23 protein-coding genes are annotated in these 24,881 nt (G+C 71.7%); 8 read left to right on the top strand and 15 right to left on the bottom strand.

The genetic code is table 11. The features are described 5' to 3' along the window. Nucleotides 1-19: 19 nt before the first annotated feature. Nucleotides 20-526 (bottom strand): glycine cleavage system protein R, encoded by a 507-nt coding sequence (locus tag PCC79_RS00470; RefSeq protein WP_232549367.1) that lies wholly within the window; start codon nucleotides 524-526, stop codon nucleotides 20-22. A 174-nt stretch (nucleotides 527-700) separates the two neighbouring features. On the opposite strand from PCC79_RS00470, the gene PCC79_RS00465 reads away from it, so the two are divergent. After that, complete coding sequence (locus tag PCC79_RS00465; protein ID WP_342372690.1) at nucleotides 701-1,897, top strand: MFS transporter; 1,197 nt, start codon at nucleotides 701-703, stop codon at nucleotides 1,895-1,897. Nucleotides 1,898-1,903: 6 nt separating this feature from the next. Here the strand turns inward: PCC79_RS00465 and serB are convergent, their stop codons facing one another. Continuing rightward, nucleotides 1,904-3,100 (bottom strand): phosphoserine phosphatase SerB, encoded by a 1,197-nt coding sequence (gene serB / locus PCC79_RS00460; RefSeq protein ID WP_342372689.1) that lies wholly within the window; start codon nucleotides 3,098-3,100, stop codon nucleotides 1,904-1,906. 55 nt (nucleotides 3,101-3,155) lie between these two features. Then, nucleotides 3,156-4,364 carry a DUF2207 family protein gene (locus PCC79_RS00455; protein WP_342372688.1) on the bottom strand — a complete coding sequence of 403 codons (1,209 nt, stop codon included), beginning with the start codon at nucleotides 4,362-4,364 and terminating at the stop codon, nucleotides 3,156-3,158. A gap of 25 nt (nucleotides 4,365-4,389) precedes the next feature. On the opposite strand from PCC79_RS00455, the gene PCC79_RS00450 reads away from it, so the two are divergent. Both PCC79_RS00450 and ilvD read left to right on the top strand, forming a co-directional pair. Beyond that, nucleotides 4,390-4,902 (top strand): hotdog fold domain-containing protein, encoded by a 513-nt coding sequence (locus PCC79_RS00450; protein ID WP_232549318.1) that lies wholly within the window; start codon nucleotides 4,390-4,392, stop codon nucleotides 4,900-4,902. Between the two features lie 115 nt (nucleotides 4,903-5,017). Beyond that, on the top strand, nucleotides 5,018-6,880 hold the full coding sequence (ilvD, locus tag PCC79_RS00445; protein WP_342372687.1) for a dihydroxy-acid dehydratase: 1,863 nt from the start codon (nucleotides 5,018-5,020) through the stop codon (nucleotides 6,878-6,880). A 36-nt stretch (nucleotides 6,881-6,916) separates the two neighbouring features. Here ilvD and PCC79_RS00440 read toward each other — a convergent pair whose 3' ends face one another. Beyond that, the gene (locus PCC79_RS00440; RefSeq protein WP_342372686.1) at nucleotides 6,917-7,339 is read right to left on the bottom strand and encodes a hypothetical protein; all 423 of its coding nucleotides are present in this window, start codon (nucleotides 7,337-7,339) and stop codon (nucleotides 6,917-6,919) included. A 63-nt stretch (nucleotides 7,340-7,402) separates the two neighbouring features. Here PCC79_RS00440 and PCC79_RS00435 point away from each other — a divergent pair, with 63 nt between their 5' ends. Next, nucleotides 7,403-8,803, top strand: coding sequence for a DUF2252 domain-containing protein (locus PCC79_RS00435; RefSeq protein ID WP_342372685.1), 1,401 nt, complete (start codon nucleotides 7,403-7,405; stop codon nucleotides 8,801-8,803). A gap of 521 nt (nucleotides 8,804-9,324) precedes the next feature. Then, the gene (locus PCC79_RS00430; RefSeq protein WP_232549314.1) at nucleotides 9,325-10,152 is read left to right on the top strand and encodes a shikimate 5-dehydrogenase; all 828 of its coding nucleotides are present in this window, start codon (nucleotides 9,325-9,327) and stop codon (nucleotides 10,150-10,152) included. Between the two features lie 5 nt (nucleotides 10,153-10,157). Here PCC79_RS00430 and pdxH read toward each other — a convergent pair whose 3' ends face one another. Together pdxH and PCC79_RS00420 are read right to left on the bottom strand one after the other, a co-directional pair. Beyond that, nucleotides 10,158-10,790: a pyridoxamine 5'-phosphate oxidase gene (pdxH, locus tag PCC79_RS00425; RefSeq protein ID WP_232549313.1), complete on the bottom strand. Its 633-nt coding sequence runs from the start codon at nucleotides 10,788-10,790 to the stop codon at nucleotides 10,158-10,160. 27 nt (nucleotides 10,791-10,817) lie between these two features. After that, on the bottom strand, nucleotides 10,818-10,997 hold the full coding sequence (locus PCC79_RS00420) for a hypothetical protein (RefSeq protein ID WP_342372684.1): 180 nt from the start codon (nucleotides 10,995-10,997) through the stop codon (nucleotides 10,818-10,820). 219 nt (nucleotides 10,998-11,216) lie between these two features. Between PCC79_RS00420 and PCC79_RS00415 the strand changes: the two genes are divergently transcribed. Further along, nucleotides 11,217-13,769, top strand: coding sequence for a PEP/pyruvate-binding domain-containing protein (locus PCC79_RS00415; protein ID WP_342372683.1), 2,553 nt, complete (start codon nucleotides 11,217-11,219; stop codon nucleotides 13,767-13,769). Nucleotides 13,770-13,858: 89 nt separating this feature from the next. Continuing rightward, complete coding sequence (locus PCC79_RS00410) at nucleotides 13,859-15,202, top strand: hypothetical protein (protein WP_342372682.1); 1,344 nt, start codon at nucleotides 13,859-13,861, stop codon at nucleotides 15,200-15,202. Between the two features lie 91 nt (nucleotides 15,203-15,293). Here PCC79_RS00410 and PCC79_RS00405 read toward each other — a convergent pair whose 3' ends face one another. The 7 genes from PCC79_RS00405 to PCC79_RS00375 all read right to left on the bottom strand — a co-directional run bounded on the left by PCC79_RS00405 (nucleotide 15,294) and on the right by PCC79_RS00375 (nucleotide 22,619). Then, complete coding sequence (locus PCC79_RS00405) at nucleotides 15,294-16,328, bottom strand: LacI family DNA-binding transcriptional regulator (protein WP_342372681.1); 1,035 nt, start codon at nucleotides 16,326-16,328, stop codon at nucleotides 15,294-15,296. A 69-nt stretch (nucleotides 16,329-16,397) separates the two neighbouring features. Continuing rightward, entirely contained in the window at nucleotides 16,398-17,321 is a 924-nt protein-coding gene (locus PCC79_RS00400) for a hypothetical protein (RefSeq protein WP_342372680.1), read from the bottom strand. Continuing rightward, the gene (locus PCC79_RS00395) at nucleotides 17,318-18,277 is read right to left on the bottom strand and encodes a carbohydrate ABC transporter permease (protein ID WP_342372679.1); all 960 of its coding nucleotides are present in this window, start codon (nucleotides 18,275-18,277) and stop codon (nucleotides 17,318-17,320) included. The genes PCC79_RS00400 and PCC79_RS00395 overlap by 4 nt, the downstream gene beginning before the upstream one ends. A 3-nt stretch (nucleotides 18,278-18,280) precedes the next feature. After that, a complete protein-coding gene (locus PCC79_RS00390) occupies nucleotides 18,281-19,219 on the bottom strand; it encodes a carbohydrate ABC transporter permease (RefSeq protein ID WP_232549306.1) in 939 nt (312 codons plus the stop codon). A gap of 17 nt (nucleotides 19,220-19,236) precedes the next feature. After that, complete coding sequence (locus PCC79_RS00385) at nucleotides 19,237-20,532, bottom strand: sugar ABC transporter substrate-binding protein (RefSeq protein WP_342372678.1); 1,296 nt, start codon at nucleotides 20,530-20,532, stop codon at nucleotides 19,237-19,239. Nucleotides 20,533-20,781: 249 nt separating this feature from the next. After that, nucleotides 20,782-21,558, bottom strand: coding sequence for a VOC family protein (locus tag PCC79_RS00380; RefSeq protein WP_342372677.1), 777 nt, complete (start codon nucleotides 21,556-21,558; stop codon nucleotides 20,782-20,784). Nucleotides 21,559-21,869: 311 nt separating this feature from the next. After that, complete coding sequence (locus tag PCC79_RS00375; RefSeq protein WP_342372675.1) at nucleotides 21,870-22,619, bottom strand: helix-turn-helix transcriptional regulator; 750 nt, start codon at nucleotides 22,617-22,619, stop codon at nucleotides 21,870-21,872. Between the two features lie 65 nt (nucleotides 22,620-22,684). On the opposite strand from PCC79_RS00375, the gene PCC79_RS00370 reads away from it, so the two are divergent. After that, on the top strand, nucleotides 22,685-23,404 hold the full coding sequence (locus PCC79_RS00370) for a DUF72 domain-containing protein (RefSeq protein WP_342372674.1): 720 nt from the start codon (nucleotides 22,685-22,687) through the stop codon (nucleotides 23,402-23,404). Between the two features lie 29 nt (nucleotides 23,405-23,433). Here PCC79_RS00370 and PCC79_RS00365 read toward each other — a convergent pair whose 3' ends face one another. After that, nucleotides 23,434-24,741 (bottom strand): alpha/beta hydrolase-fold protein, encoded by a 1,308-nt coding sequence (locus PCC79_RS00365; protein WP_342372673.1) that lies wholly within the window; start codon nucleotides 24,739-24,741, stop codon nucleotides 23,434-23,436. Beyond that, the gene (locus PCC79_RS00360; protein ID WP_342372672.1) at nucleotides 24,738-24,860 is read right to left on the bottom strand and encodes a hypothetical protein; all 123 of its coding nucleotides are present in this window, start codon (nucleotides 24,858-24,860) and stop codon (nucleotides 24,738-24,740) included. The genes PCC79_RS00365 and PCC79_RS00360 overlap by 4 nt, the downstream gene beginning before the upstream one ends. Nucleotides 24,861-24,881 lie beyond the last annotated feature (21 nt).

Here is a 24,881-nt window from a genome sequence, read left to right as displayed (position 1 = left end):
TCGGCCGGGAAACCTCGACCTACGACGCCGCCAGGGTGATGTCCACCATCAGTTCGTCGGCGAGCCGCTCGAGGTCGGCGCGGAGGGCGTCCAGATCCGTGGCGTCCGAGAGGGGCGCGACCAGGCGTGCCTCGAACAGGACGCCGCCGGCCATGGGGGCCTCCCGGGTGTCGGTGGTGAGCTCGTCGATGCTGACGCCATGGCGGCTGAACACCGCGGCGACCTCCTTGACGATGCCCGCGCGGTCGTTGCCGAGCAGTTCGAGCGTGATGACCTGCCCGGTGGGGGCGTCCGAGCGGCCCGGCGCATGGTGGACGCCGACGTGCAGCACCCCGCCCAGCTCGTGCAGGGCACCGCGGAACGCCTCGCCGCGGTCGTCCGGCGCCTCGATCACGACGATGCCGGCGAATAGGCCGGCGAGTTCGGTCATGCGGCTGCGTTCCCAGTTGCCGCCGTGGGCGGTCACGACATCCGCCAGCGTCTGGACGAGCCCGGGGCGATCCTCACCGATCACCGTCAACACCATGGTGGCCACGGCCTCACCCTAGCCCAGCCTCACCCCCCACTCGTCGCGACCATCCCGGCCCCATCAGAGAACCCCCGACGAACCCGCTCGCGACAACGCAGGACACGATGCGGCGCCACGACTTCGCGCGGCGTAGGCTCAGCAGGTGGTGTCGGGGACGAGGGGCGTGGACGCATGAGGTCGGACGACAGCCGCACCCCCACGAAGACGCCCATCCCGCGAGAGATCTGGATCCTCGTCGTCTCGGCACTGCTGATCGCGCTCGGCTTCGGCCTCGTGGCCCCGGTGCTCCCCCAGTACGCCCAGTCGTTCAACGTCGGCGTGGCGGCGGCGTCCGCGATCGTCACGGTCTTCGCCGTCACCCGCCTCGCCTTCGCCCCCGCCACCGGCCCGCTCATGGCCCGCTTCGGCGAACGCTGGACCTACGTGGCCGGCCTGTTCGTCGTCGCCCTCAGCTCGTTCGGGTGCGCCTTCGCGCAAGGCTATTGGGATCTCATCATCTGGCGCGCCCTCGGCGGCTTGGGCTCGGTGACGTTCACGGTGGCGTCCATGGGCCTCATGGTGCGGCTCGCCCCGCCGGAGGCCCGCGGCCGGACGTCGGGGCTGTACGGCTCGGCGTTCCTGCTCGGCAACATCTGCGGCCCGATCCTCGGCTCGCTGCTGGCTGGCTTCGGCTTCCGCGTCCCGTTCCTCATCTACGGGGTCATGCTGCTGATCGCCACCACGTTCGTCGCGGTCTTCCTCCGCGGCGCCGGCGGACGCGAGGCTGCCGATGACGTCCGCCCCCGCGTCCTGCTCGCCGACGTGGTGCGCGACCCCATCTACCGCTCGCTGTTGGTCACGGGGTTCGCCAACGGCTGGACCAACTTCGGCGTCCGCATCTCCCTCATCCCCCTCATGGCCGCCGCGGTGCCCACCCTCGGCGTCGCCATGTCCGGCATGGCGCTCACCGTGTACGCCCTCGCCAACGCCATCGCCCAACAATTCACCGGCCGGTTCGTGGACGCCGTCGGGCGCCGCCCCGTCCTCATGGTCGGCCTCACCGTCTCCGGGCTGGCGAACCTGGTGTTCGGCTGGTCGACGACCCCGCTGTTCTATCTGGGCCTCTCCGCGGTGGCCGGGCTTGGGGCGTCCATGATCATGCCCGCCATGCAGGCCCAGATGGCCGACCTCGTCGGCGCCGACCGCAACGGCGGCTCCGCCCTCTCCACCTATTCGATGGCCGGCGACCTTGGCTCGATCGGCGGCACGCTGGTCGCCGGCATCATCGCCGAGGTGCTGGGGTTCGGCTGGGCGTTCATGGTCACCGGCGCGGTGCTGCTGCTCGCGATCATCCCGTGGGTCGTCATCGGACGCCGCACGCCCGCTTGAGCCGCCTCAGCCGACGGACGCCGCCCGCGCGGCCGCGGCGTCCTCGACCTCCTCGCGGCTGAACCCCAACAGGTAGAGCACGGCGTCCAGGTGGGGCAGGCTGAGCGCGGTGTCGGCGGACGCGCGAACCGCGGGCTTGGCGTTGAAGGCGATCCCGAGGCCGGCGGCGGCCAGCATGTCGAGGTCGTTGGCGCCGTCGCCGATCGCCACGGTCCGCGACAGCGGCAGCCCCTCGGCCGCCGCGAAGCGCCGAAGCGTCTCGGCCTTGGCCGCGCGGTCGACGACCGGGCCCGCGACGCGTCCGGTGAGCACCCCGTCGGCCACCTCGAGGGAGTTCGCGTGGACGTGTGTGATGCCCAGCTCGGCCGCCAGCGGGGCCACCACCTCGAGGAAGCCCCCCGACACCACCCCGACCGCGAAGCCGAGGTCGCGCAATGTGGCGACGAGCGTGCGGGCGCCGGGCGTGAGCCGGACGGCGGCGCGGACGTCGGCGAGAATCGACTCGGGCAGCCCGGCCAGCGCGGCGACGCGGTGGTGCAGGCTGGCGGCGAAATCAAGCTCGCCGCGCATCGCTGCCCCCGTGACGGCCGCCACCTCGGCCTCCCGCCCGGCGTGGGCGGCCAGCAGTTCGATCACCTCGTCCTGGATCAGGGTGGAGTCGACGTCCATCACCACCAGGCGTCGCCCCTGGCGCGACAGGCCGGCCGGCGACACCGACACGTCGAAGCCCGTCTCCGCTGCGGTGGCGGCGAGTGCCGGCCGGAGCCGGTCGACGTCGGTGCCGGAGACGATGAACTCCAGCGTCGTCATGGGGGTGCGGGAGAGCCGGCGAATACGGTCGATGGTGCCGCCGTGCTCGGCGATGACGCGTCCGGCCTCCGCGAGGTGGGTGGCGCGCAGGGGGCGTCCGAGCAACGACACCACGACCCGGCGGGCGCGGGGTGGGTTGTCGCCGACGCCCTCGTCGATGCTGAGCCGGTAGCCGAGGCGGGCGCAGGTGCCGGCGAGGCGGTCCTCGAGGGTGTCGAGATCCTCCGGCAGCGATCCGAGCAGCACCGCGATCGTCACCTGCCCGCGGACCAGCACCTGCTCCAGGTCCAGCACCTCCGTGCCGAGCCCGGCGATGGCCCCCATCAGCGCGGCGGTGATGCCGGGCCGGTCGGGCCCCGTGAGCGTGGCGGCGAGTGTGAGGCGATCAGTCACGGGCACGATCCTGTCACGGGCACGCCCTGACACGGACGCGACCCTGTCACGCGCCTCAGAAGTCGAACCCGCCGAAGTCGACGCCCCCGCCGTCGCCCCCACCTCCGAAGAAGCCGCCACCATCGCCGCCGTCGCCGCCGAACAGACCACCGCCACCGTCGCCACCGTCAGCCATGCCACCTTCGCCCAGCCCGCCGCCGTCGAGGGCGTCCATGCCGGTGTCCGCGCCGACGTCGGCGTCAAAATTGCCCATGTCGCCCAGCGCACCCAGGCCGCCGGCGTCCGCGAACGCCGCCCACGTCATGAGGGTGAACGCGTCGTAGGCCGGCAGGACGAACCAGACCGGCGCCAGGTCGGCCTCCTCCAGATCGTGTGCCACGACCTCCGACCACTGGGGCAGGATGCCGAACAGCACCGCGTAGGGCAGCAGCCGCTCGTGGAGCTTCGCGATCTCGCCACGGCCCTGCACGGCCGGCAGCCGCGTGGCGGTGTCGGGGGCCTGGAGGGCCTTCAGGCGGTCCGCCTCGGCGAGGGTCATGTAGTGCTTGAGCCCGTCGAGCTCGTCGTTGAGGCGGCGGCCCTCCCCGGTGAGCCGCCACGGGCGGACCTTGATGAGGTTCGTGGCCAGGCCGCCAAGGAACGCGAAGGCGAGAACCGGGGCGGCCGCCGCGTTGCTGAGGCCGAGGAACGCCACCAACGCCAGCATCGGGATGAGCCAGCCGCCCGCCCGCACCAGCGCGTGGCCGGCGGACGCCGTGCGCTCCACCCAGCCGCGCCGGTTGACCTCGTACCAGGCCTCGTGCAGCGCGGTGGAGAACCCGAGCCGCGCCTCGCGGTCGGCGACCAGGTCGGCGCTCAGCTCCATCGAGCCGGGCGGGAAGAGGCCCCGGTAGATCTGCAGCGGCACAGGCTCCAGGGCAGGCTCGTCGAGCGAGTTCCGCTGCACGAACCACGTCTTGGCCCCGCGTGCGGAGCGCTGCGGCGTTCGGGCGTACGGGTCGGCGGGGGCGGCGTCCGCGTCATCACGGACGCCGACCTGCCACACCCCCTTGAGCGCGAGATCAAGGATCTCGGCAGGGACGACGGCGCTGCCCTTGACGTCGCGGCGCAACTGCGCCGACAGCCCGGGTGAGAGCGCGCGGGGCGGCGCGAAGGCCACCGCGACGGTCTCGTTGCCGGGGGCATCCTTGCTGCGGAACGCGATCACGATGCGCAGCACGGCGACGACCACGGTCGCGATGGCGAGGGTGGTGGCCCAGATCATGCTCCCCAGCCTAGGCTGCCCATCCATGGGAACCCGATCCGCGCCACCGGGCCGCACCTCGCTGACGAACACGTGGGGGCTGTGGCAGCGCACGCAGCGCCTACCCCCCGGCGTGGGCACGCGGCTGTTCTCGGCGGCGGTGGCGCTGAAGGCGCCCTACTTCCGGACGGTGCTGCCCCACGTGCGCGTGCTGGAGCCGGGCCGGTGCGTCGTCACCGCACCGGTGTGGTGGGGCGTCCGCAACCACATCGGCACGTTCCACGCCATCGCCGCGTGCAACCTCGCCGAGGTGGCGATGGGGATGCTCGCCGAGGCGACCGTGCCGCCCACGCACCGCTGGATCCCCAAGGCCATGACCGCGCAGTACCAGGCCAAGACCCGCGGTGGGCTGACGGCCACGGCGTCCCTCGACCCCCTGCCCGACTTCGCGGCGATCACGTCCGGCGTCGACGTCGTCGTGCCCGTCAGTCTGGTGGACGCCGCCGGCGTCGAATCCGTCCACTGCAACATCACCATCTGGGTGACGCCGCGGCGCTGAGCGCAGGAGCCATCGGCGCGCGAGCCGAGGGAGGGCGTCCGCGTTCGGGACCGGCTCGGCCGGCCCAGCGGCGGGGCGACTACGCTGGGCGGGTCCGTCTTCGCGAGGAGGATCGATGGGCCAGCTCCGTTCCCGCACGTCCACCCACGGCCGCAACATGGCCGGCGCCCGCGCGCTGTGGCGCGCGACGGGCATGGGCGAATCCGACTTCGGCAAGCCGATCGTGGCGATCGCGAACAGCTTCACCCAGTTCGTGCCCGGCCATGTGCACTTGAAGGACATGGGCCAGCTCGTCGCCGGAGCCGTGCGCGAGGCGGGCGGCGTCGGACGCGAATTCAACACCATTGCGGTCGACGACGGCATCGCCATGGGCCACGGCGGCATGCTCTACTCGCTGCCGAGCCGCGAGGTGATCGCCGACGCCGTGGAGTTCATGGTGAACGCCCACTGCGCCGACGCCCTCGTGTGCATCTCGAACTGCGACAAGATCACCCCCGGCATGCTGCTGGCCGCGCTGCGGCTGAACATCCCGACCGTGTTCGTCTCCGGTGGGCCGATGGAGGCCGGCCGCCTGCTGGGAGACAAGGTCATCTCGGGGGCGCCCGATGAGGGCGGCAACGAGCGCCTCGACCTCATCGACGCCATGGTCAAGGCCGTCGACGAGTCGGTCTCCGACGAGCAGATCGCCGCGATCGAGGCCAACGCCTGCCCCACGTGTGGCTCCTGCTCGGGCATGTTCACCGCCAACTCGATGAACTGCCTCACCGAGGCGCTCGGGCTGTCCCTGCCGGGCAACGGCTCCACGCTGGCAACGGCGTCCGCCCGCCGCGAGCTGTTCCTGCAGGCCGGACGCCTGTCCGTCCAGCTGGCCCAGCGGTTCTACGACGAGGACGACGCCTCGGTGCTGCCCCGCTCGATCGCCACCAAGGCGGCTTTCGCCAACGCCATGCGGCTCGACATCGCGATGGGCGGCTCCACCAACACGGTGCTCCACATCCTCGCCGCAGCCCAGGAGGCCGGCGTCGATTTCACCATGGCTGACATTGACGCGCTCAGCCGCGTCACCCCGTGCCTGAGCAAGGTCGCGCCGAACACGACGAAGTACTACATGGAGGACGTGCACCGGGCCGGTGGCATGCCGGCGATCCTCGGCGAACTGCGCCGCGGCGGGCTGCTGGACGAGTCGGTGCACGCGGTGCACGCGGACTCCCTGGCGCAGTGGCTCGACGACTGGGACATCCGCGGCGGCAAGGCCACGCCGGAGTCGTTCGAGCTGTGGCACGCGGCGCCGGGTGGCGTCCGCACCACCGAGGCGTTCAGCTCCACCAACCGCTGGGCCGATCTCGACACCGACGCCGCCGACGGCTGCATCCGCTCGGTCGAGCACGCCTACACCACCGACGGGGGGCTTGGCGTCCTCACCGGCAACATCGCTCCGGACGGGGCGATCGTCAAGAGCGCCGGCGTCCCCGAGCACCAGTGGACGTTCTCCGGGCCGGCCAAGGTCGCCGAATCCCAGGAGGAGGCCGTCGAGATGATCCTCGGCGGCAGGATCGTCGAGGGCGATGTCGTCGTCGTCCGCTACGAGGGCCCGAAGGGCGGCCCGGGCATGCAGGAGATGCTCTACCCCACGTCCTACCTCAAGGGCGTGGGGCTCGGCCCGAAGTGCGCGCTCATCACCGACGGGCGCTTCTCGGGCGGCTCGTCGGGGCTGTCGCTCGGCCACATCAGCCCCGAGGCGGCCGCCGGTGGTGCGATCGGGCTGATCCGCGACGGCGACGTGATCTCGATCTCCATCCCGGAGCGCTCGATCAACGTGGAGGTGTCCGACGAGGAGTTGGCGCGCCGCCGCGGGGAGCAGGACGCCGCGGGCTGGCGTCCGGCGCACCGCGAGCGAGTGGTCAGCAACGCGCTGAAGATCTACGCCTCCCTCGCGCTCAGCGCCGACAAGGGTGCCGCGCGGCGTCAGCTCGACTGAGCCGGGTCCCGGCCGGGTCCGGACGAAGGATTGGCGTCAGTCCGCCTGGGGGCGGGGCGCCGTGGCCGCCGTCACCACCGAGGGCGGCCGGCGCAGGGAGAGCGTGAACAGCGCGACGGCGGCGATGCAGACGAGAATGCCGAGGATGATGTGGGGCGGCCGCCAGTGGAGCTCCCCGATCGCGAACTGCACCACGGCCAACCCGAACACGCTGAACCCGTGCATGACCAGGCCCTTCTTGCGTGCCTGGCGCCCGTAGCTCAGGGACGACAACGCGGCGATGAGCGTCGTCACCATGAACACGTAGCCGGTCGCCTGGTGCGAACCCAGCAGAGTCGGCTGGCCCAGCCACACCGCGACGCCGAGGCCCAGCATGGCGAGCGCCACCAACGCGCTGACGCCGGACGCCCACCGGAAGACCTTGTGGGACAACAGGGGCTCAAGCGTCACGACTGCCACGGCGCACACCCTACCGGCCGGCGCCGAGACTGGGGCGTCCTACGATGCGGGTGAGGAGGTGCCATGCCCGAGACCCGCACCGCTGACCCAAGCCTGCACCTGGCGGACGCCTTCACGTCGTTCCGCATCCCGGCGTCCGACCGAGGCGAACGGGTGGTTCACGGCAAGAAGCTGCGTGCGGTGACGCCGCACACGTTGCTGGGCCGCTGGCAGCCCACCCCCGACCGCCCGGGTGTCGTCGACATCATCGAGCGCACCCATGAGGGACGCCTGGAGTGGCTGCTCGGCGTCCGCACCGCCCGCATGGCGGCCTCGCCGTTCGGGCTGCTGCGGGGGACGGCGAACCTCATGGCGTGGGACGTGGCACACCTGCCGAGCACCGGCGTCCAGACCACGGCGTGCGGCGACGCGCACATCGGCAACATCGGGTTCTACCGCTCACCCGAGGGCGCGCTCGTGATCGACCTCAACGACTTCGACGAGGCCCACACCGGTGCCTGGGAGTGGGATCTGCGGCGGCTCGTGGCGTCCATCTGGGTGCTGGGCCGCGACAACGGGGCATCGGAGGGCGAGTGCGACGAGGCGGTCCACGCCTGCGTGCGCGCCTACCGCGACGAGGTGAGCTTCCTCTCCAAGCAGCCGCTGTTGTGGCGGGCGTACAACCACCTCGACGTCGAATCGCTCGGCGACACCGTGACCGAGACCTCCCTGCGCGACGAGATCGAGCGCGCCGCGAAGGCGGCCCGCAAGCGGACATCGGACCGGCACCTGCCCAAGCTGACCGGCGACGCCGCCTCGACGCGCATCGCCGAGGACCCCCCGGTCGTCACCCACCCGTCCGAGGAGGAGTTCGAGGCGCTCGCGGAGGGGCTGGACGCCTACCTCGCGACGTTGACGCCCCAGTGGCGCCGGATCGTCGGCGGCTACACGCTGCACGACATCGCGCACAAGGTGGTCGGCGTCGGGTCGGTGGGGTTGCGGGCCTGGGTGGCGCTGCTGGTGGGCTCGCGTCCGGACGACGTGTTGTTCCTGCAGTTGAAGGAGGCCCGCCGCTCCGTGCTGGCACCGTTCGTGCACGGCGACACCGCCCGCCACGCCCACCAGGGGCAGCGCGTCGTGGAGTACCAGCAGCAGCTCCAGACGGTCTCCGACCCCCTGCTGGGCTGGACGACGGTGGGCGAGCACCAGTACTACGTGCGCCAGTTCCGCAACATGAAGGGCGGCGTCCCCCTGGACGCAATGAGCGCCACCGCCTTGGTCGACTACGCCGGCATCGTCGGTCACCTGTTGGCCAAGGGTCACGCGCGCACCTCGGGGGCGTCGGTGATCTCGGGCTATCTGGGCAAGTCGGACGCCCCCGCCGACGCCTTCGCCGCGTTCGCCCGCGACTACGCCGACCAGACCGAGGCGGACCACGCCCAGCTCGTCAAGGCGGTGAAGACCGGACGCCTGCCGACCGCCTGAGGCGGGTTGGTTGCTGTGGCCGCCGGGGCGGCCGGGCTGCCGACGGCTCACCTGGGGCTGACGTGGCGCCCTCCGGACGCACGTGGCGCAGCGTGGGCTGACGTGGCGCCCTCCGGACGCACGCGGCGCAGCGTGGGCCCACGCGGCGCACCTCCGAGTCACGTGGCGCAGTGGAGCTCACCCGGCGGCCCTTGCAGGGGCCGCAAGGTGACGTGCGCTGCGCCACGTGGGGTGCAGGTGCGCCACGTGAGGCCGGAATGCGCCACGTCGCACCGAAATGGTCCGGGTGAACCCTCCCGCGAGGCACCCGGCACCCCGCCGGTTGCAAGCTGACCAGGGGTGTGCCGAGGTTCGCGACGAAAACTCGCCACTCGATCGCGTCTGCGTTCCGAAAAGGGCAGTCCCACTGAACTCGCCCAAAATCGAGTGCTCGATTTTCGTCGGCTCCCCCTGACAAGAGCTTTCTGGCCGCTCTCCGCGAACTGCTCGATCGCTGACGCGCCCCGGCCTACGCTGCGGGCATGAGGACCATCGCCGGCGACCTGACCAAGGACACCCAGCTCTGCATCTCTCTCGCCGCCCGCCCGGGCAACACCGGCACGCGCTTCCACAACTTCCTCTACGACGCCCTCGGCCTCGACTTCGTCTACAAGGCGTTCACCACCACCGACATCACGGCCGCGATCGCCGGCGTCCGCGGCCTGGGGATCCGTGGCTGCGCGGTGTCGATGCCCTGGAAGTCCGACGTCATCGCCCTCATCGACGAGATGGAGCCCTCCGCCGCGGCCATCGACAGCGTGAACACCATCGTCAACACCGATGGCCACCTGGTGGCGTACAACACCGACTATCTCGCGATCGAGCACCTGCTGGCCCAGTACGACGTGCCCACCCAGGGCGAGGTGGCCGTGCTCGGGTCCGGCGGCATGGCGAAGGCGACCGTCGCGGCCTGCGCGAACAACGGCTACACCGGCATGGTCGTCGCCCGCAACGAGACCACCGGGCGCGCGCTGGCCGACCAGTACGGGTTCGAGTGGGCCGCCGAGCTGGGCGCGCGGCGTCCGCACACGCTGATCAACTGCACCCCGGTCGGCATGGAGGGCGGCCCGGACGCCGATGCCCTGCCGGTGTCGCTCGCGGCCGTGGACGCGGCAGGCGTCGTGTTTGATGTGGTGCCGAGGCCGGCCCGGACGCCGCTGGTACGCGCCGGTGAGGCGCGTGGCACGGTGACGATCACCGGCGCGGAGGTGATGAGCCTCCAGGCCCTGGAGCAGTTCGTTCTCTACACCGGTGTGCGACCCGACGACGCGCTCGTCGCCGAGGCGACCGCGTACTCACGCCACTCCTGAACGCCCTACGGCGCCAGGCGCTCCCGCACCCACCGGCCATCGGTCAGCGTGTAGCGCAGCCGATCGTGGAGGCGGGATTTCCGCCCCTGCCAGAACTCCCAGGCGGCCGGCACCAGGCGGTAGCCACCCCACCACGGCGGACGCGGCGGCTTGAGCCCGTGCTCGGCGGTCGCCTTGGCGGCATTGGCGACGAGCACGGCGCGGTTCGCGATGACCTCCGACTGCGGTGACGCCCACGCCCCGATCCGCGAGTCCAAGGGGCGGACGGCGAAGTAGGCGTCCGACTCGGCCTCGCTGACCTTCTCGACCACACCCTCGATGCGCACCTGCCGCTCCAACTCCTGCCAGTGGAACAGCACGGCGGCGTGCGGATTGGCGTCCAGATCATGACCCTTGCGCGAGGTGTAGTTGGTGTACCAGACGATGCCGTTGGCGTCGAAGCCCTTCATGAGCACGATGCGGGCCGATGGGCGACCCGCGGCGTCCACCGTCGCGAGCGTCATGGCGTTGGCCTCGACGTGGCCGAGGTGGGCGACGTCGTCGAACCACCGCTCGAACAGTGCGGTGGGGGCGTCCGCCGCGCCCTCCTCGTCCAACTCGTCGCGTTCGTAGCTCCTGCGCATTCCGGAGATGTCCACGATCCCACCCTACGATCCGCTCGACGCTCACGGGGAGGGCGTGGCGGTGACGACCGGAGTTCGCTTCGGCGCGGAGCTACCGGACGCCCCGCCCACCAGCCCGGCGCCGAACACGGCGCTGAACGCCAGCAGACTCACCGCCGCGATGGCCACGATGCCCTTGAGCCGGTTGATCTCCGCCCGGCGTTGCTCCGTCTCGTGCTCCATGATGGCCCCCTCCGCACCGTCTGAGGGTCGCGTCCCCCCTCAGCAAGGACGCACGAGCCGGTCGACAGGTTGCCTGCGCGTGTTCCCGGCCTACGGCGGCGGCGTCCGGCGGCGTCGGCGTCCGGCGGCGCGTCCGCATTTGGACCCGAGGCAATGGCGCCATGGCACCCATTTCTCGGGTCCAAATGCCCAGCGGGGGGCCGGTGGAATACTGACCCCATGAGCACCACCCCGGATCTCGCACGCCAGGGCGGCAAGGGCGCCAACCTGGTGCGGCTGGCCGCCGCCGGCCTACCCGTGCCGCCCTTCGTGATCGCCGAGACCGACGCCTACGCCGCGTTCGTCGCCGCCGCCGGGCTCGACGCGGTGATCGCCGACGCCCTCACCGCGGACGCCGCGCAGGCCTCCGAGACGATCCGGACGGCCTTCGCCGCCGCCCCGCTGCCGGATGACCTGCGGGCCCGCCTGGTCGACCTCATCGCCCCGTTGGCCGGCGGCCCGGTGGCCGTGCGGTCGTCCGCCACCGCCGAGGACCTGCCTGGCTTCAGCTTCGCCGGCCAACAGGACACGTTCCTCGACGTGACCGGGGTGGACGCGATCCTGCACCAGATCGTCGCCTGCTGGTCGTCGCTGTGGACGGAGCGGGCCATCACCTACCGCGAGCGCAACGACATCGGTCACCACGCGGTCGCCCTCGCCGTGGTCGTCCAGGCCATGGTGGACGCCGACGCGTCCGGCGTCCTGTTCACGGCCAACCCGCGCACCGGCCTGCGTGACGAGACCGTCATCGACGCGACGTTCGGGCTCGGCGAGGCCCTGGTGTCGGGCCAGGTGACCCCGGACACCTTCACCGTCGAGACCGCCACCGGAACCTTGCGCTCCCGCGACATCACCGGCCCCACACCCACCCTCACCACCGCGCACGTGGGCGCGCTCACCGCGCTCGGCCGCCGGATCGCCGACCTCTACGGCGAACCCATGGACGTCGAGTGGGCCCGCGTGGGCAACGAGCTGAGCATTCTGCAGGCCCGGCCGGTGACCAGCCTCTACCCGGTGCCGCCGGCCCCGGACGGCCCCCCGCAAGCCTGGGTGAGCTTCGGCTCGGTGCAGGGAATGCTGGAACCGATCACCCCGCTCGGGCAGGACGTGCTGCGCGTCGTGCTCTGCGGCGCGCCCCGCGCCCTCGGACGCCGGGTGCCGTGGCGGACGGCGCCCTACCTCGCCGTGGCCGGGGAGCGGCTGTGGCTCCGCGTGGACGCCGCCCTGCGCACCCGGCTCACCGCCCGGCTGGCCGCCCGCATGTTGCCCGTCGCCGACCCGGGAATCGCCGCGATCGTCGCGCGTCTCGCGGCCGAGCCCGCCTTCGCCCCCACCGCGGCCGGGCCGCAGCCAGCCCTCGTGGCCGGGGTGCTGCGCTTCGCGGCCCGGCTGGCGCCGCGCGTCCGGGCCGCCCGCAGCCATCCCGTCCACGCCCGCCGCCGGGCCGAGCGGGCCTGCGCCGACGCGCTCGCCCAGGTGGCGCAGGCGCTGGAACGCGCCGCCACGGCCCCCACCCCGCAGGCGCGGCTCGCCGCCCGCGTGGCCGCGGTGGAGGACGCCGCCCCCCTGCTGCTGCCGACGATCCTGCCCCACTTCGCGCCGATCATGGTGCCCTCGCTCCGGGCGCTGGGGCAGCTGCGCCGGTTGGCCTGCCACACCGGGCTGCCGGACGCCGAAGCGCTCGCCCTCGCCGCCCTGCGCGGTCTGCCGGGCAACGTCACCACCGCGATGGACGTCCGGCTGGCCGAGACGGCCGAGACGATCCGGCGGGACGCCACCGCCTGGGGCTGGGTGGCCGAGACGCCGGCGTCCGACCTCGCCGAGCAGTACCTGCGGGGCACCCTGCCGCAGGGAGCCCAGGCGGCGATCGCGGCGTTCCTGGCCGACTACGGCATGCGCGGCGTCGCCGAGATCGATCTCGGCACGCTGCGGTGGCGCGACGACCCGACCTCCGTGGTGCAGGCGCTCAAGGCGCACCTGGCCCGGCCGGATTCCGGCCTGACGCCACGGGAGGAGTACACGGCGGGCCAGCGGGACGCCGGCCGCTCGCTCCGCGCGCTGATGGACGCCTCGACGCCGCGCCGGGCCGCGGCGATCCGCAACGAGGCCACCGTGCTGCGCGGGCTGTTCGGGGCTCGGGAAACCCCGAAGTTCACGCTGATCCGGGCGTTCGGGCTCATCCGCGACGCGCTCGACGCCTCGGCGACCGAGCTGGTGGCCGCCGGGCGGATCGCGGCGGCGTCCGACGTGTACCTGCTGCACCTCGACGAGCTGCGCCGCGCCTTCGACACCGACTGGCACGCCGTGGTGGCGGAGCGGCGGGCCGTGCGGGACGCCGAGAAGCGCCGCGGGCAGGTGCCGCGGGTGCTGGTCTCGGACGGCCGGGCGTTCTTCGACGGCCTGTCGGGCGAGGGTGAGTTCGGCGGCGTCGGGGTCTCGCCGGGCGTGGCCGAAGGGCCGGTGCACGTCGTGCACGACCCGCGCACCGAACAGCTGGTGCCCGGGGAGATCCTGGTGTGCCGGGGCACCGATCCGGCGTGGACGCCGCTCTTCCTGCCCGCCGCCGGGTTGATCACCGAGGTCGGTGGCCTGATGACACACGGCTCGGTCGTGGCCCGCGAGTACGGCATTCCGGCGGTGGTCGCGGTGGACGGAGCCACGACCAAGCTGGTGACGGGTCAGCGGATCCGCATCGACGGGACGTCGGGGGCCATCGAGCTCCTCCCGAACTAGGGATTGCGCTTTCCCACCACCTGCACCAGAGTGGACCCCGGCGGCGCCGATGCCGCCACCGCCCCACTTCCGGACGAAGGAGTTCCCCCATGTCCTTGACGAAGAAGACCGTGATTGCCGGCCTGGCGCTGACACTCGTGGGCCTGACGCCCACCGTGGCCACCGCCGAGCAGAGGGGCGTCGGCCAACCCCGCAGCGATCTCGGCCGGCAGGTGCTGGCCGCCAACGATGGCTGGGCGTCCGCCGAGGGCGGCACGACCGGCGGCGCCGCTGCGCCTGCCGAGAACGTCTACCACGTGTCGACGTGGCCCGAGTTCCAGGCGGCGCTCGGCGGCCCCGGCAATGCCGGCCGCACCAACACCGAGGCGCGCATCATCTACGTCCACGGCGAGCTGAACGCCTACGAGACCGCCGACGGCACCCTCGCCACCTGCTCGACGTTCGAGGACGCCACCGGGTTCAGCCAGGCGGCCTACATCGAGGCGTTCGACCCCGCCGGCCCCTGGGGCTGGACCGACCCCGCAGGCGAGCTCGTCACCCTGCAGGCCGCCGCCGCCAACGCCCAGGCCCTCCAGACCCAGCAGCACATCGGGTCGAACAAGACGATCATCGGCGTCGGTGACGACGCGCGGATCGTCGGCGCCAACCTGCGCATTCGCGATGCCGACAACGTCATCGTGCGCAACCTGACGGTCTCGGACTCCACCGACTGCTTCCCGGAGTGGGATCCGGGTGACGGCCAGACCGGCAACTGGAACAGCCGCTACGACAACATCTCGGTGTGGACGTCGACGCACGTGTGGGTCGACCACACCACGCTCGACTCGGGCACCATGCCCCCGGACGCGCTGGGCACCGTGTACGGGCGGCCGTACGAGGTGCACGACGGCCTGCTCGACATCACCCACAGCTCCGACCTGGTGACGGTCTCCTACAACCGCTTCGAGGCCCACGACAAGACCATGCTGATCGGCTCCTCCGACAGCCGGACGGCCGATCGCGGCACCCTGCGCGTCACCATCCACCACAACCGGTGGACCGACATCGGGCAGCGCGCGCCCCGCGTCCGCTACGGCCAGGTGGACGTCTACAACAACCACTACGTGCAGACCACCGGGCAGGACTGGTACGCGTACTTCTGGGGTCTGGGCCGTGAATCCCAGCTCTACGCCGAGAACAACTACATCGAGCTCGCCCCGGGCACCGATGCGGCCTCTGTGGTGCGCGTCTTCGGGGGCACGGCGATGACCGAGATCGGCACCCGGGTGAACCGGCGCCGGGTGTCGGTGGTGGACGCCTACAACGCGGCCAACCCGTCGGCCCCCATCGGGAGCGACGCGGGCTGGACTCCGCAGTACCGCCTCCGCGTCGACCCGACGATGGCGGTTCCCCGCCGGGTGGAGCGCGAGGCCGGCGCTGGCGTCCTGGGCTGAGCTGAGGCGTCCTGGCGCGGGTTCCACCACGAACTCACGGGCATTTGGACCCGAGGGAACGGCGCCATGGCGCCATTTCCTCGGGTCCAAATCACCGATCGCGGGGCGGGGGGGCGATGGAGTCGCGCACCACCGGCGGGCAGGCCACGCGGGTGACCCCCTCGGGCGCCTCACCGTCGAGGACGCCGAGCCGCGCCAGGAGCGCCTCGGTGGCCAGCTGGCCCATGCGGCGGTGGGGCAGCGCCATCGTGGTCAGCTTGGGGTACAGCTCGCTGGCCACGTTGACGTAGTCGTCGAAGCCCACCACCGAGAGGTCGTCGGGAATCGACAGGCCGAGCCGGCGCGCGGCGTGGTAGACGCCGATGGCCGCGATGTCGTTGAACGCGAAGATCGCGGTGGGCCGATCGGGTGCGTCGAGGGCTCGGAGGGCGAGTTCCTCGGCGAAGCCCGAGCCCTCGTGCCAGTGCGGGGGCACGAGCACCCGCCCCTCCCCCAGACCCGCCTCACTGAGCGCGGCCCGGAAGCCGTCCACGCGCAACTGACGCGCCAAGCCGTCGCCGTGCGGCTCGCTGATGTGCGCGATGCGGCGGTGCCCGTGGTCGAGCAACAGGCGGACGGCCGCGTGCGCGGCCCCGAAGTCATCGGGGACGAAACAGGGCGCCGCCGGGTCGTCGGACACCGCATTCAGCCCCACGGTGGGGATGCCCTGGGTGAGGGACGCGAAAGGGAGGCGCCGGTGGTACATCGCACCCACCAGGAACCCGTCGACCTGCCGCGCCACCAATGACGCGATGGCCTGCCGGAGGTGATCCGGTTGGTCCTCCGTGCCGAGCCAGAGCACCAGATGGTCGTGCCGCCAGGCGACGTCAAGCGCCCCCTGCACCATGGGGGCCGAGCTGGCCGTGGTGATCAGCGTGTCGGTCACGGCGCCGATCGTGTGGGTGCGCCGGGTCCGCAGGCTGCGGGCCACCGTGTTCGGCGTGTAACCGAGCTCGTCGGCCGCCGCCCGAACGCGGGCGATGGTCGTGGCCGGGATACGGTCACTGGCCTCGTTCAACACCAGCGACACCGTCGCCGGTGACACCCCGCAGGCCGCCGCGACGTCCTTCAGCCGGACCCGTGCCACACCCACCTCTTTCTACCCTGACGCCCCCCACGTGGGGAACCGGACGCCATGGTGCCACGCCCTCGAGGCTCAACTCTCGAACGTGACCGGCACCGGGTCGAGCAGTTCACCGACGAAGGCCTCATCCACCATGTCGCTGAAGCCGAGCAGCTTGGGTTCGCCGTCCAGGTCGGTGATGAGCCGCGCCGCATACAGCGACGCGTGGTCGACGCGGCGGGCCCGGTTGACCTCCCACGGCCCGAGCAGGCCGGGCCCGTCCAGCAGCCACATCCCGCCCAATTGGCCCGGCGGGTGCAACGCGGGGTTGAGTTCGGGCGTCCCGGTGCAGAAGACGAGGTGGGGGCGTCCGTCGAACTCGGTGTAGGAGAAGACCTCCATTTGCCCGAACTTTCCGGGCTCCGACAAGGGCGGACGCACCTCCCACGCATCCAGGTCGGCCGACCAGGCGTGCCCCACCACGCCGCGGGAGAACGGCCCACCGTGGTTGGCGCGGGCCGTGATGAGCATGTGCCAGCCGTCGCCGTCCGGGTCGGCCACCACCCAGGGGTCGCGCCACGCCTCGTCGTGCCACGGGCCACCCAACTTCTCGTACCAGGCCGCGTCGGCCTCGACCAGCGGGGCGTCGCCGAAGCGCTCCCAGTGGATGAGGTCGTCGGAGTCGGCGCGCCCGATGCGCTGCACCAGGCAATCCTCGGCCCGCGAGGCCCCCGTGTAGAACAGGTGGTACCGCCCGGACGGGCCCTGCACCACCGATCCCGTCCACGTGGTGCCGTCGTCCCAGCCCGGCGAGGTGCGGGGGGCGAGGGCGTCCGGGAGCACCTGCCACGTGCGCCAGTCGTCACTCACCGCGTGGCCGATCGAGGGATTCATGTGGCGGGCGTGCGCATCGCCGAGTGACCGGTACGCCTGCAGGTAGAACAGGTGGTGGCGGCCCTCGTCATCGGTGAACGGCCAGGAGTCCCAGACCCAACGGTCCTCCAGACGCAGGCTCACCCCTTCACCCCCGAGCTCGCGATCGAGGAGATGAAGGCGCGCTGGAACATGAGGAACACCAGGATGACGGGAATGGTGATCAGCGACGTGTAGGCCATGATCTGGCCCCACGGCGTCCCCTCGGCCGTGGCGGACGCGAAGAAGTAGCGCATGCCGACCTGGACGGGCCGCATGTTCTCCTGCTGGATGACCAGCAGCGGCCACAGGTAGGAGTTCCACTGGGGCAGGAACGTCAGGATCGCCGACGTCGCGAACGCCGGCCCCGCCAGCGGCGAGATCACCGAGCGGTAGATGCGGAACCAGCCGGCCCCGTCGACGCGCGCCGCCTCGTCAAGTTCCTTGGGAATCGAGCGGTAGTACTGCGTGAACAAGAAGATGGAGAACGCGTTGGCGATGAACGGGATGATCAGCACCTCGTAGCTGTTCGCCCAGCCCATGCGCAGCGCGAAGCCGTCGGAGTGAAGCACCACCCGCGGCAGATTGGACACGAGGTACACCATCGGGATCGCGAACGTCTCGAAGGGGACGATCAGCGTGGCGATGATGATGCCCAGCAGGACGCCGCGTCCGCGGAAGTTCAGGCGCGCCAGGGCGAACCCGGCCATTGAGTTGACGATGAGCCCGAGCACCACGATCGAGACGGTGACCACCGTCGAGACCCAGAAGAACTGCCCCACGGGCACGCGGTCGAAGACGCCGGCGTAGTTGTCGAGCGACAGGTCACCGACGGGCAGGAACGCCCGCCAGCTCGTGAGGTCCGCCAGGATCTGGTCACGCGGCTTGAAGCTCGAGCTGATCATGAACAACAGCGGCAGCACGAATGTGACCGCGAGCAGCACGAGCGGGACGTACGTCCAGGGATTGCCCTTGTCGGTGCCCGAGGATCGCAGCGGCCGCGTGGGCGGCTTGGCGGCTGCGGCTGCGGTGGTCGCCGGGGTGGGAGCGTTGGAACTCATGGCTCAGTCCTCCTTGGTGAGGGCCCGCTGCAGCAGCGTGACGGCCAGGACGATGATGAAGAAGATGAGGCTCAGCGCCGAGCCGTAGCCGACATCGCCGCGTCCCGAACCCATCTGGATGATGTGGTAGACGAGCGTCGTGGTGGCGTTGGCGGGGCCGCCGCTGGTCATGACGTCGATCTGGGTGAACAGGGAGAACGCCGCGATCGTGATCGTGATGAAGATGAACACGAACGTCGGCCGCAGCCCGGGGATGGTGACGTTCCAGAACTGCTGCCACCGGCTCGCGCCGTCCAGCGAGGCCGCCTCGTAGAGATCGTGGTTGATCGTCTGCAGGCCCGAGAGCCACAGGATCATGTGGAAGCCGACCCCCTGCCAGATCGACATGACGATGACCGCCGGCAGCGCCGTGGTCGGGTCGTTGAGCCAGTCGACGTTGAACCCGAAGATGGCGTTGATGAGCCCGTCCTGCTGGTACATGAACCGCCACAGCATCGCCACGACCACCATCGACGTCACCACGGGCATGAAGAACATCACCCGGAAGGCCGTGATCCCGCGCAGCTTCTGGTTGACGAGCAGGGCCAGTGCCAGGCCGAGCCCACCCTGCACGGGCACGACCACCAGGACGAACACGGCGATGTTGCGCAGGCCGGCCCAGAACGTCGGGTCGGCGGTGAGGGCACGCACGAACTGCGCGAGCCCGACGAACTCGGGGGCGAAGTCGGCGCCCAGCCGGGCGTTGGTGAAGCCCAGGGCAAAGCTCATGATGACGGGGACGATGAGGAAGACGGTCAGCAACACCACGGCCGGGGCGAGGAACAGGTAGGCCGCGCGGCGCTCCTGGGCGTTGATGGACGACGCGCCGCGCCCGGGGGTCGCTGCGGTACCGCGGGCCGGTGCGGCGCCAGCGGCGCGGGAAGGGTGGACGGTGGATGACATGGCGGGGCTCCTCTCGGTCACCGGTTGTACCGGGCGGCGTTGATGTCGGCGTCGATCTCGCGGACGGACTGGTCGAGCACCTGCTCGGGGTCCTCCCCGGCGACGAGGTTCTGGAACTGCTGCTGGAACACCTGGCTGATGACGGGGTAGGCCGGCGTCACGGGTCGGACGAGGCCGAACTGCTCCGACATGGGTGTCAGGAACTCCAGGGGCTCTCCGGGCCCGTAGTAGCCGGACGTCGTGAGCTCCGCCGCGGTGGTGGTGGCGGGGATCAGCGAGGTGACGTCGGAGAACTGGGCGATGTAGCGGTCCTGCATCGAGAAGCGCAGGTACTCCAGGGCGCCCTCGCGCTGCCGGTCGGTGCAGGTTCGCGTCAGGCCGTACTGCCATGAGCCGACGCCGACCTTGGGTCCGTCGCCGAAATCGGGCGGGGGCAGGACGAGCAGGTCGTCGCCGAACTCGGTGTAGTTCTGGAGGTAACCCCAGTTGCCGCTGTACTGGATCGCGACGCGTCCGTTGCGGAACTCGGTGCGGTCCTGCGCGTTCGAGCGCGGGGCCAGGCCGGAGTCGAACTGGTTCTGGAACCAATCCGCGAAGGCGAGCGACTCCGGGCTGTTGAGCACGCCGTCGGCGCTGGCGTAGGTGTTCCGGTCGACGAGGTCCCCGCCGAAGCTCTGCAGCAATGGGGAGAACGCGTAGGTGTACCACTCGGACTGGTCGCTGGGCCCCCAGTCAACAGCGTGATCGAACTGCCCGGAATCCTGGATGCGGCGCAGCGCGTCGTCGAACTCGCTCGCCGTCCACGGCTGCTCCACCGTGGGGATGCGGATGTCGAGGCCCTCGAGCACCGAGCGGCGCGAGAACATGACCGTCGTGGCGTCCCAGTAACCCACCGTGTAGATCTCGTCGTTGTAGCGGCCGACGGTGGAGGGGAGGAAGTTGGCGACGTCGCTCTCCGTCAGCCCGGAGGGGACGAGCCAGCCGTTCCACGCCCAGTTGGGCATGATCGGGCCGTCCACGTCGAGAATGCAGGGCAGGTCGTTGGACGCCGCCGCCCCCTGCACCGAGGTGTTGTAGGCGTCCTGCGGGAAGTCCTGGCGGACGACCTCGTAGGCGTCCGTGGAGGCGTTGTAGTCGTCGATGATCTGCGAAATCACCTCCATCTCGCCCTCGTTGCCGGCGGAATGGGTCCACAAGGAGATGGGGACGGGGCCGGTGCCGTCCCACCCGTCACGGTCCTGGCTGCTGCATGCGCTGCCCACGACAGCGAGCGTGGCGGCCATCGCGACGACTCCGATCGTGCGTCTGTTCATCGGCGTTCCTCCTGGGAGCTGGTCATTGCTCGGGGAACCGGGGCATCCGCCTCGGGGGGTGATGAGAACGCTACGCCGAGCGCCGCTCGCTGGTAAATCGTTTGAGCAGACCGTTACGGTTTCGTTATCCCAGCCCCGGTTGGGTCCAGGCCTGGGGGTCTCCGGGGCCCCTGGACGTGACATTTGGACCCGAGGCTGTGGCGCCATGGCGCCACAACCTCGGGTCCAAATGCCCGATCACCCGTGCGATCAGGCGCCGGCCGCCTCGCTCGGTGAGATCACCATGAAGCTCGCCCCGGCGGGGTCAGCGACGGCGGCGAGGCGTCCGAACGGGGAGTCGTCCGGGCCGCCCAGCACCGTGCCGCCGAGTTCGCGCACCCGGTCGAGCGTCGCGTCACACTGCTCCACGACGAAGTACGCGCGCCACCCCGCCTCGGGGCCGTTCCCACCGGCGCCGCCGCCGATGCCGAAGCTGGCCTCCTCGGCGGGGCCGGCGGTCGCGTACTCGGCGGCGTCCATGCCCATCGGCACCATCGTCACCTCGAACACCGTGCTGTAGAACTCCAGCGCCACGTCGTAGTCGCTGGTCATCAGCTCGAACCAGGCGGGCGTCCCGGGCTTTCCGGAGAAGACGAACCCCTCGATCTCAGCCCCCTGCCACAGGCCGAAGGCCGCACCCGTCGGATCGAGCAGCACCGCGTGGCGCCCGGCGCCCCCGGCATCCGTCGGTGCCATCACCTCCGTCGCCCCGGCCCCGAGCGCTCGGGCGAAGGTGGCGTCGATGTCGTCCGTGCCCAGGAACACGCTCCAACTGCTGGGGATCGGATCACCCGCGGGGCACGTCATACCCGTCACGTCCATGCCGCCGGCCACGAGGTCACCGTCCGCGGTGATCATGTGGTAGTGACCCATCTCCTCACCGCTGTCGGTCAGCTCCCAGCCAAAGAGCTGCTCGTAGTAGGCCTTGCTGGCCGCGAAATTCGTGGACCCGAAATCCACCCACACGGGCTGGCCAAGTGTCGTCATGACGTTCTCTCCTTGCTTGTCGGTCTGAGCTTGCTGGTCTGGCACGCCCAACGCTACGGAGCCGCCGGCCGCCAGGTTTGTCCGATCCTGCGCTCCTTTCGACCCCACGTGGCGCACCCCAACGTCACTTGGCGTACCCCATTACCACGTGGCGCAGCGCAGCTCACTTGGCGTGCCGTGTAGGGCCCTCCACGTGAGCTCCACTGCGCCACGTGCGCCTCAAGTCCGCCGCGTGAGCACCAAGTGCGCCACGTGAGACCGAAGCGCGCCACGTGCGTCCGACGCGCCACTCCGGACGCCCCGAGGGCCATTCACTCCGGACGCCACAGGCTCGGCAACGCGGTCAGGATCGGCACGGTCGAGTTCGCCGGGGAGAAGCGCAGCGTCACCGCGCACGGCGCCACAATCGGCTGGGGGTGCACCGCCACGATCAACCGGCTGGGCGCGATCTGCTCCGCCGGATCCGCGCCGGCGGGCAGCACGTTCGCCAGCAACCACGGGTACCCCGGGCACAGCGGGATCTCGACGTCGACGGCCGCGTCCAGCAGCACCCCTCCGCGCGGGACGCCGAGCGGCGCCGGTTGGGCGAACCAGCCGGCCCAGATCTGGACGTCCCGGGATGGGCGCACGGCGTCCGGCACCACCATGCGCACCCGGACGCCTGGCTGTCCGGGGTCACCGAGGCGGAACGGACGCAGCGGGGCGTCCGCCAACCGGGCGGCGAGCTGACGCATCTGGGCCGGCGGCACCCCGACCGTGGCCCGGAACCGCCGCGCGAAGCTCGACAGCGAGTCGAACCCGACCGCGGTGGCCACGTCGATCACCGGATCGGTGCCCGCCAGCAGCAGCCGCTTGGCCGCGTCCATGCGCAGCACCGTCAGGTACTGGCCGGGCGACATCGGAAGCACGGCGGAGAACAGCCGGGAGAAGTGGAACGGGCTGTACCCGGCGGCATCGGCCAGGTCGGCGACGGTGATGCCCTCGGTGGCCCGCTCCCGCGCCAGCGCCAGAACCGCGCCCAGGGCGGACGCCTCGAGCGCGGGGCTGTGCCGTGGGGTCACCCGCTGATGCTAACCCCGCGCTCCCCGGGCGTGAACCCCCGCGCCGAGAGGCGTACCGTCGTCGCATGGGCACGTGGATCGGCACGTCGGGTTGGTCGTACGACCACTGGAACGAGGTGCTGTACCACGGCTGCTCCCCGGGCGCCCGGCTCGCCCGGTACGTCGAGGCGTTCGACACCGTCGAGCTCAATGCCAGCTTCTACCGCTGGCCCCGCGATGCCACCTTCACCTCCTGGCAGCGCCGGCTGCCTGCGGGGTTTCGGCTGACGGTCAAGGCCCCACGCGCCCTCACCCACGCGCGCCGGCTGCACGAACCCGAGTACTGGGCGGGCCGCATCACCGCGGCGTGGGATCGGCTGTACGACAAGCGCGGCATGCTGCTCGTGCAGCTGCCGCCCGATCTCGAGCGGGATGACGCCCGCCTCGACCACTTCCTCGGCCTCCTGCCGTGGTGGGTGCCGGCCGCCGTGGAGTTCCGGCACCCGTCCTGGGTGTGCCACGACGTGTTCGCCCTGCTGGAACGGCGCCGCGCGAGCTACGTCGTGATGTCCGGCGCCGGGCTGCCGTGTGTGCTGCGCGCCACGGGCCAGGCGGTGTACGTCCGCCTCCACGGCCCCGACGATCACTGGCTCTACGGCGGTTCGTACACCGACGACGACCTCCGCTGGTGGGCCGACCGGATCCGCGAATGGGAGGCCCAGGGCCGCGATGTGTACGCCTACTTCAACAACGACGGTGACGGCAACGCCGTCCGCGACGCCCGGACGCTGCGCTCGTTCCTCTGAATCACCCCGGACGCCGCGGGCGGCGGCCCTCAGGAGGGACGCAGCGCCTCGGCCAGCGGCCCGACCAGGCCCGCCCGCCAACAGGCCCAGTCGTGTCCGCCCTCGAACGGCGTCAACGACACCCTGCGGCCCGCCCGGCGGTCGTCGTCGTGCAGCGCGCGGTGCATTCCCCGCGCATGGTCGAGCATGTCGCCCTCGTAGGTGCCCGCCTGCAGCGCGATCGAGCGCCAGCCGGGCGCCGCCAGGAGCGGCTCGGCCATCCCGAAACGCCACAGTGACGGGGACTGCGCGATCGCGTGCCGCACCTGGCCCTCGCCCAGCGAGAGGGCCCAGAGGGCGGCGATCCCGCCCAGGCTCTGGCCGGCGACGACGGTCGCGTCGCCGGCAGGATCCACGTCGAACTCGGCCCGCACGCGGGGCAACACGCGCTCCAGCACCGCGTCCACGAGCCCGCCGGGGACGCCGAGCCGGCCCCACCGCGCGTCCACGTCACCGGAGTCCACCATCACCACGTGCAGGGGCGCGATGACGCCGGCCGCCACCGCGCGGCCGATCAGGTCTGGCACTGTGTGCCGCCAGACGTCGCCGTCGAACAACACGAGCAGGGGCGTCCGCGTGGCCGAGCGCGGTGCCAGCACCCACAGCCGGTCCACTCCCGAGTCGCCCGGCACGTCCAGTTCGACGAGCGGTGAGGCATCACCCGCTCCTGCCGCCCCCTTCCGCCGTCCGCCCGCGGCAACGGGACGCAAGGGAGCGGGCGGCGCGGGCCGCACGGGCGCGGGCCACAGGGGCGGCGCGTACGGACCCGCCGCCACCGACGACGGGGTGTCGCGCGAGCCGACCACCGCGTCCGGGCAGCGCTCGTCCGGGCGCGCCACGGTCATTGCTGCGAGGATCACCGGACGCCTTCCCTGCGCGAGCCGCCACGGGGGCGGCGACGCCTCGGTGTGGACGGCGATCCGGTAGGACGTGCGCAGCGCCGACGGCAGGCGCAGGCAGAGGGTCCACAGGTCGGAGCCGGCCAACCGCGTCAGCTCGGCCCGGGACACATCGGCGTGGTCGAACACCGGATTGGTCCACAGCAGCACCGCGTGCGCATCGGGCGCGACGACCAGCCACGTCCACCGCGCCCACCCCGGGTCGGCCGGCTCCCGGACGATCACCGGGTTGGCCGACCCGAGCGCCTCCTCGGCCAACGCTGCGCGCTCGGCCTCCGTGGCGGACGCCCACGCCCGCTCCAGCCAACCCACCACCCGCTCCGCGGTGCGCTCGTCGCGCGCGCCGGCAGGACGCCCCTCCGCGTGCACGGTGCCGAAGCGGTCACGCCACGCCGTCACCGGCCGATCGGCACCCGGCCGATCCGCACCCGGCCGATCCGCACCTGGGCGGTCAGCACCCCGTCCGTCAACACCCGGCCCGTCAGCACCCGGTCCGTCAACACCCGGCCCGTCAACACCGGGCCGACCACGGGCGGGCC

The organism is Propioniciclava soli, assembly GCF_038502305.1.
Classification (GTDB): domain Bacteria; phylum Actinomycetota; class Actinomycetes; order Propionibacteriales; family Propionibacteriaceae; genus Propioniciclava; species Propioniciclava soli.
Note: the sequence above shows the minus strand (reverse complement) of the source record. Positions and strands in the feature narration are given on the sequence as shown.

Excerpts from the sequence above, each read along its gene's own strand:
- PCC79_RS00415 (WP_342372683.1), top strand. The coding sequence starts at position 11,217 with ATGAGCACCACCCCGGATCTCGCACGCCAGGGCGGCAAGGGCGCCAAC.
- PCC79_RS00430 (WP_232549314.1), top strand. The coding sequence starts at position 9,325 with ATGAGGACCATCGCCGGCGACCTGACCAAGGACACCCAGCTCTGCATC.
- PCC79_RS00390 (WP_232549306.1), bottom strand. The coding sequence starts at position 19,219 with ATGTCATCCACCGTCCACCCTTCCCGCGCCGCTGGCGCCGCACCGGCC.
- PCC79_RS00370 (WP_342372674.1), top strand. The coding sequence starts at position 22,685 with ATGGGCACGTGGATCGGCACGTCGGGTTGGTCGTACGACCACTGGAAC.
- PCC79_RS00455 (WP_342372688.1), bottom strand. The coding sequence starts at position 4,364 with ATGATCTGGGCCACCACCCTCGCCATCGCGACCGTGGTCGTCGCCGTG.
- PCC79_RS00385 (WP_342372678.1), bottom strand. The coding sequence starts at position 20,532 with ATGAACAGACGCACGATCGGAGTCGTCGCGATGGCCGCCACGCTCGCT.
- PCC79_RS00470 (WP_232549367.1), bottom strand. The coding sequence starts at position 526 with ATGGTGTTGACGGTGATCGGTGAGGATCGCCCCGGGCTCGTCCAGACG.
- PCC79_RS00380 (WP_342372677.1), bottom strand. The coding sequence starts at position 21,558 with ATGACGACACTTGGCCAGCCCGTGTGGGTGGATTTCGGGTCCACGAAT.
- PCC79_RS00450 (WP_232549318.1), top strand. The coding sequence starts at position 4,390 with ATGGGAACCCGATCCGCGCCACCGGGCCGCACCTCGCTGACGAACACG.
- PCC79_RS00435 (WP_342372685.1), top strand. The coding sequence starts at position 7,403 with ATGCCCGAGACCCGCACCGCTGACCCAAGCCTGCACCTGGCGGACGCC.
- ilvD (WP_342372687.1), top strand. The coding sequence starts at position 5,018 with ATGGGCCAGCTCCGTTCCCGCACGTCCACCCACGGCCGCAACATGGCC.
- PCC79_RS00420 (WP_342372684.1), bottom strand. The coding sequence starts at position 10,997 with ATGGAGCACGAGACGGAGCAACGCCGGGCGGAGATCAACCGGCTCAAG.
- PCC79_RS00465 (WP_342372690.1), top strand. The coding sequence starts at position 701 with ATGAGGTCGGACGACAGCCGCACCCCCACGAAGACGCCCATCCCGCGA.
- PCC79_RS00395 (WP_342372679.1), bottom strand. The coding sequence starts at position 18,277 with ATGAGTTCCAACGCTCCCACCCCGGCGACCACCGCAGCCGCAGCCGCC.
- PCC79_RS00410 (WP_342372682.1), top strand. The coding sequence starts at position 13,859 with ATGTCCTTGACGAAGAAGACCGTGATTGCCGGCCTGGCGCTGACACTC.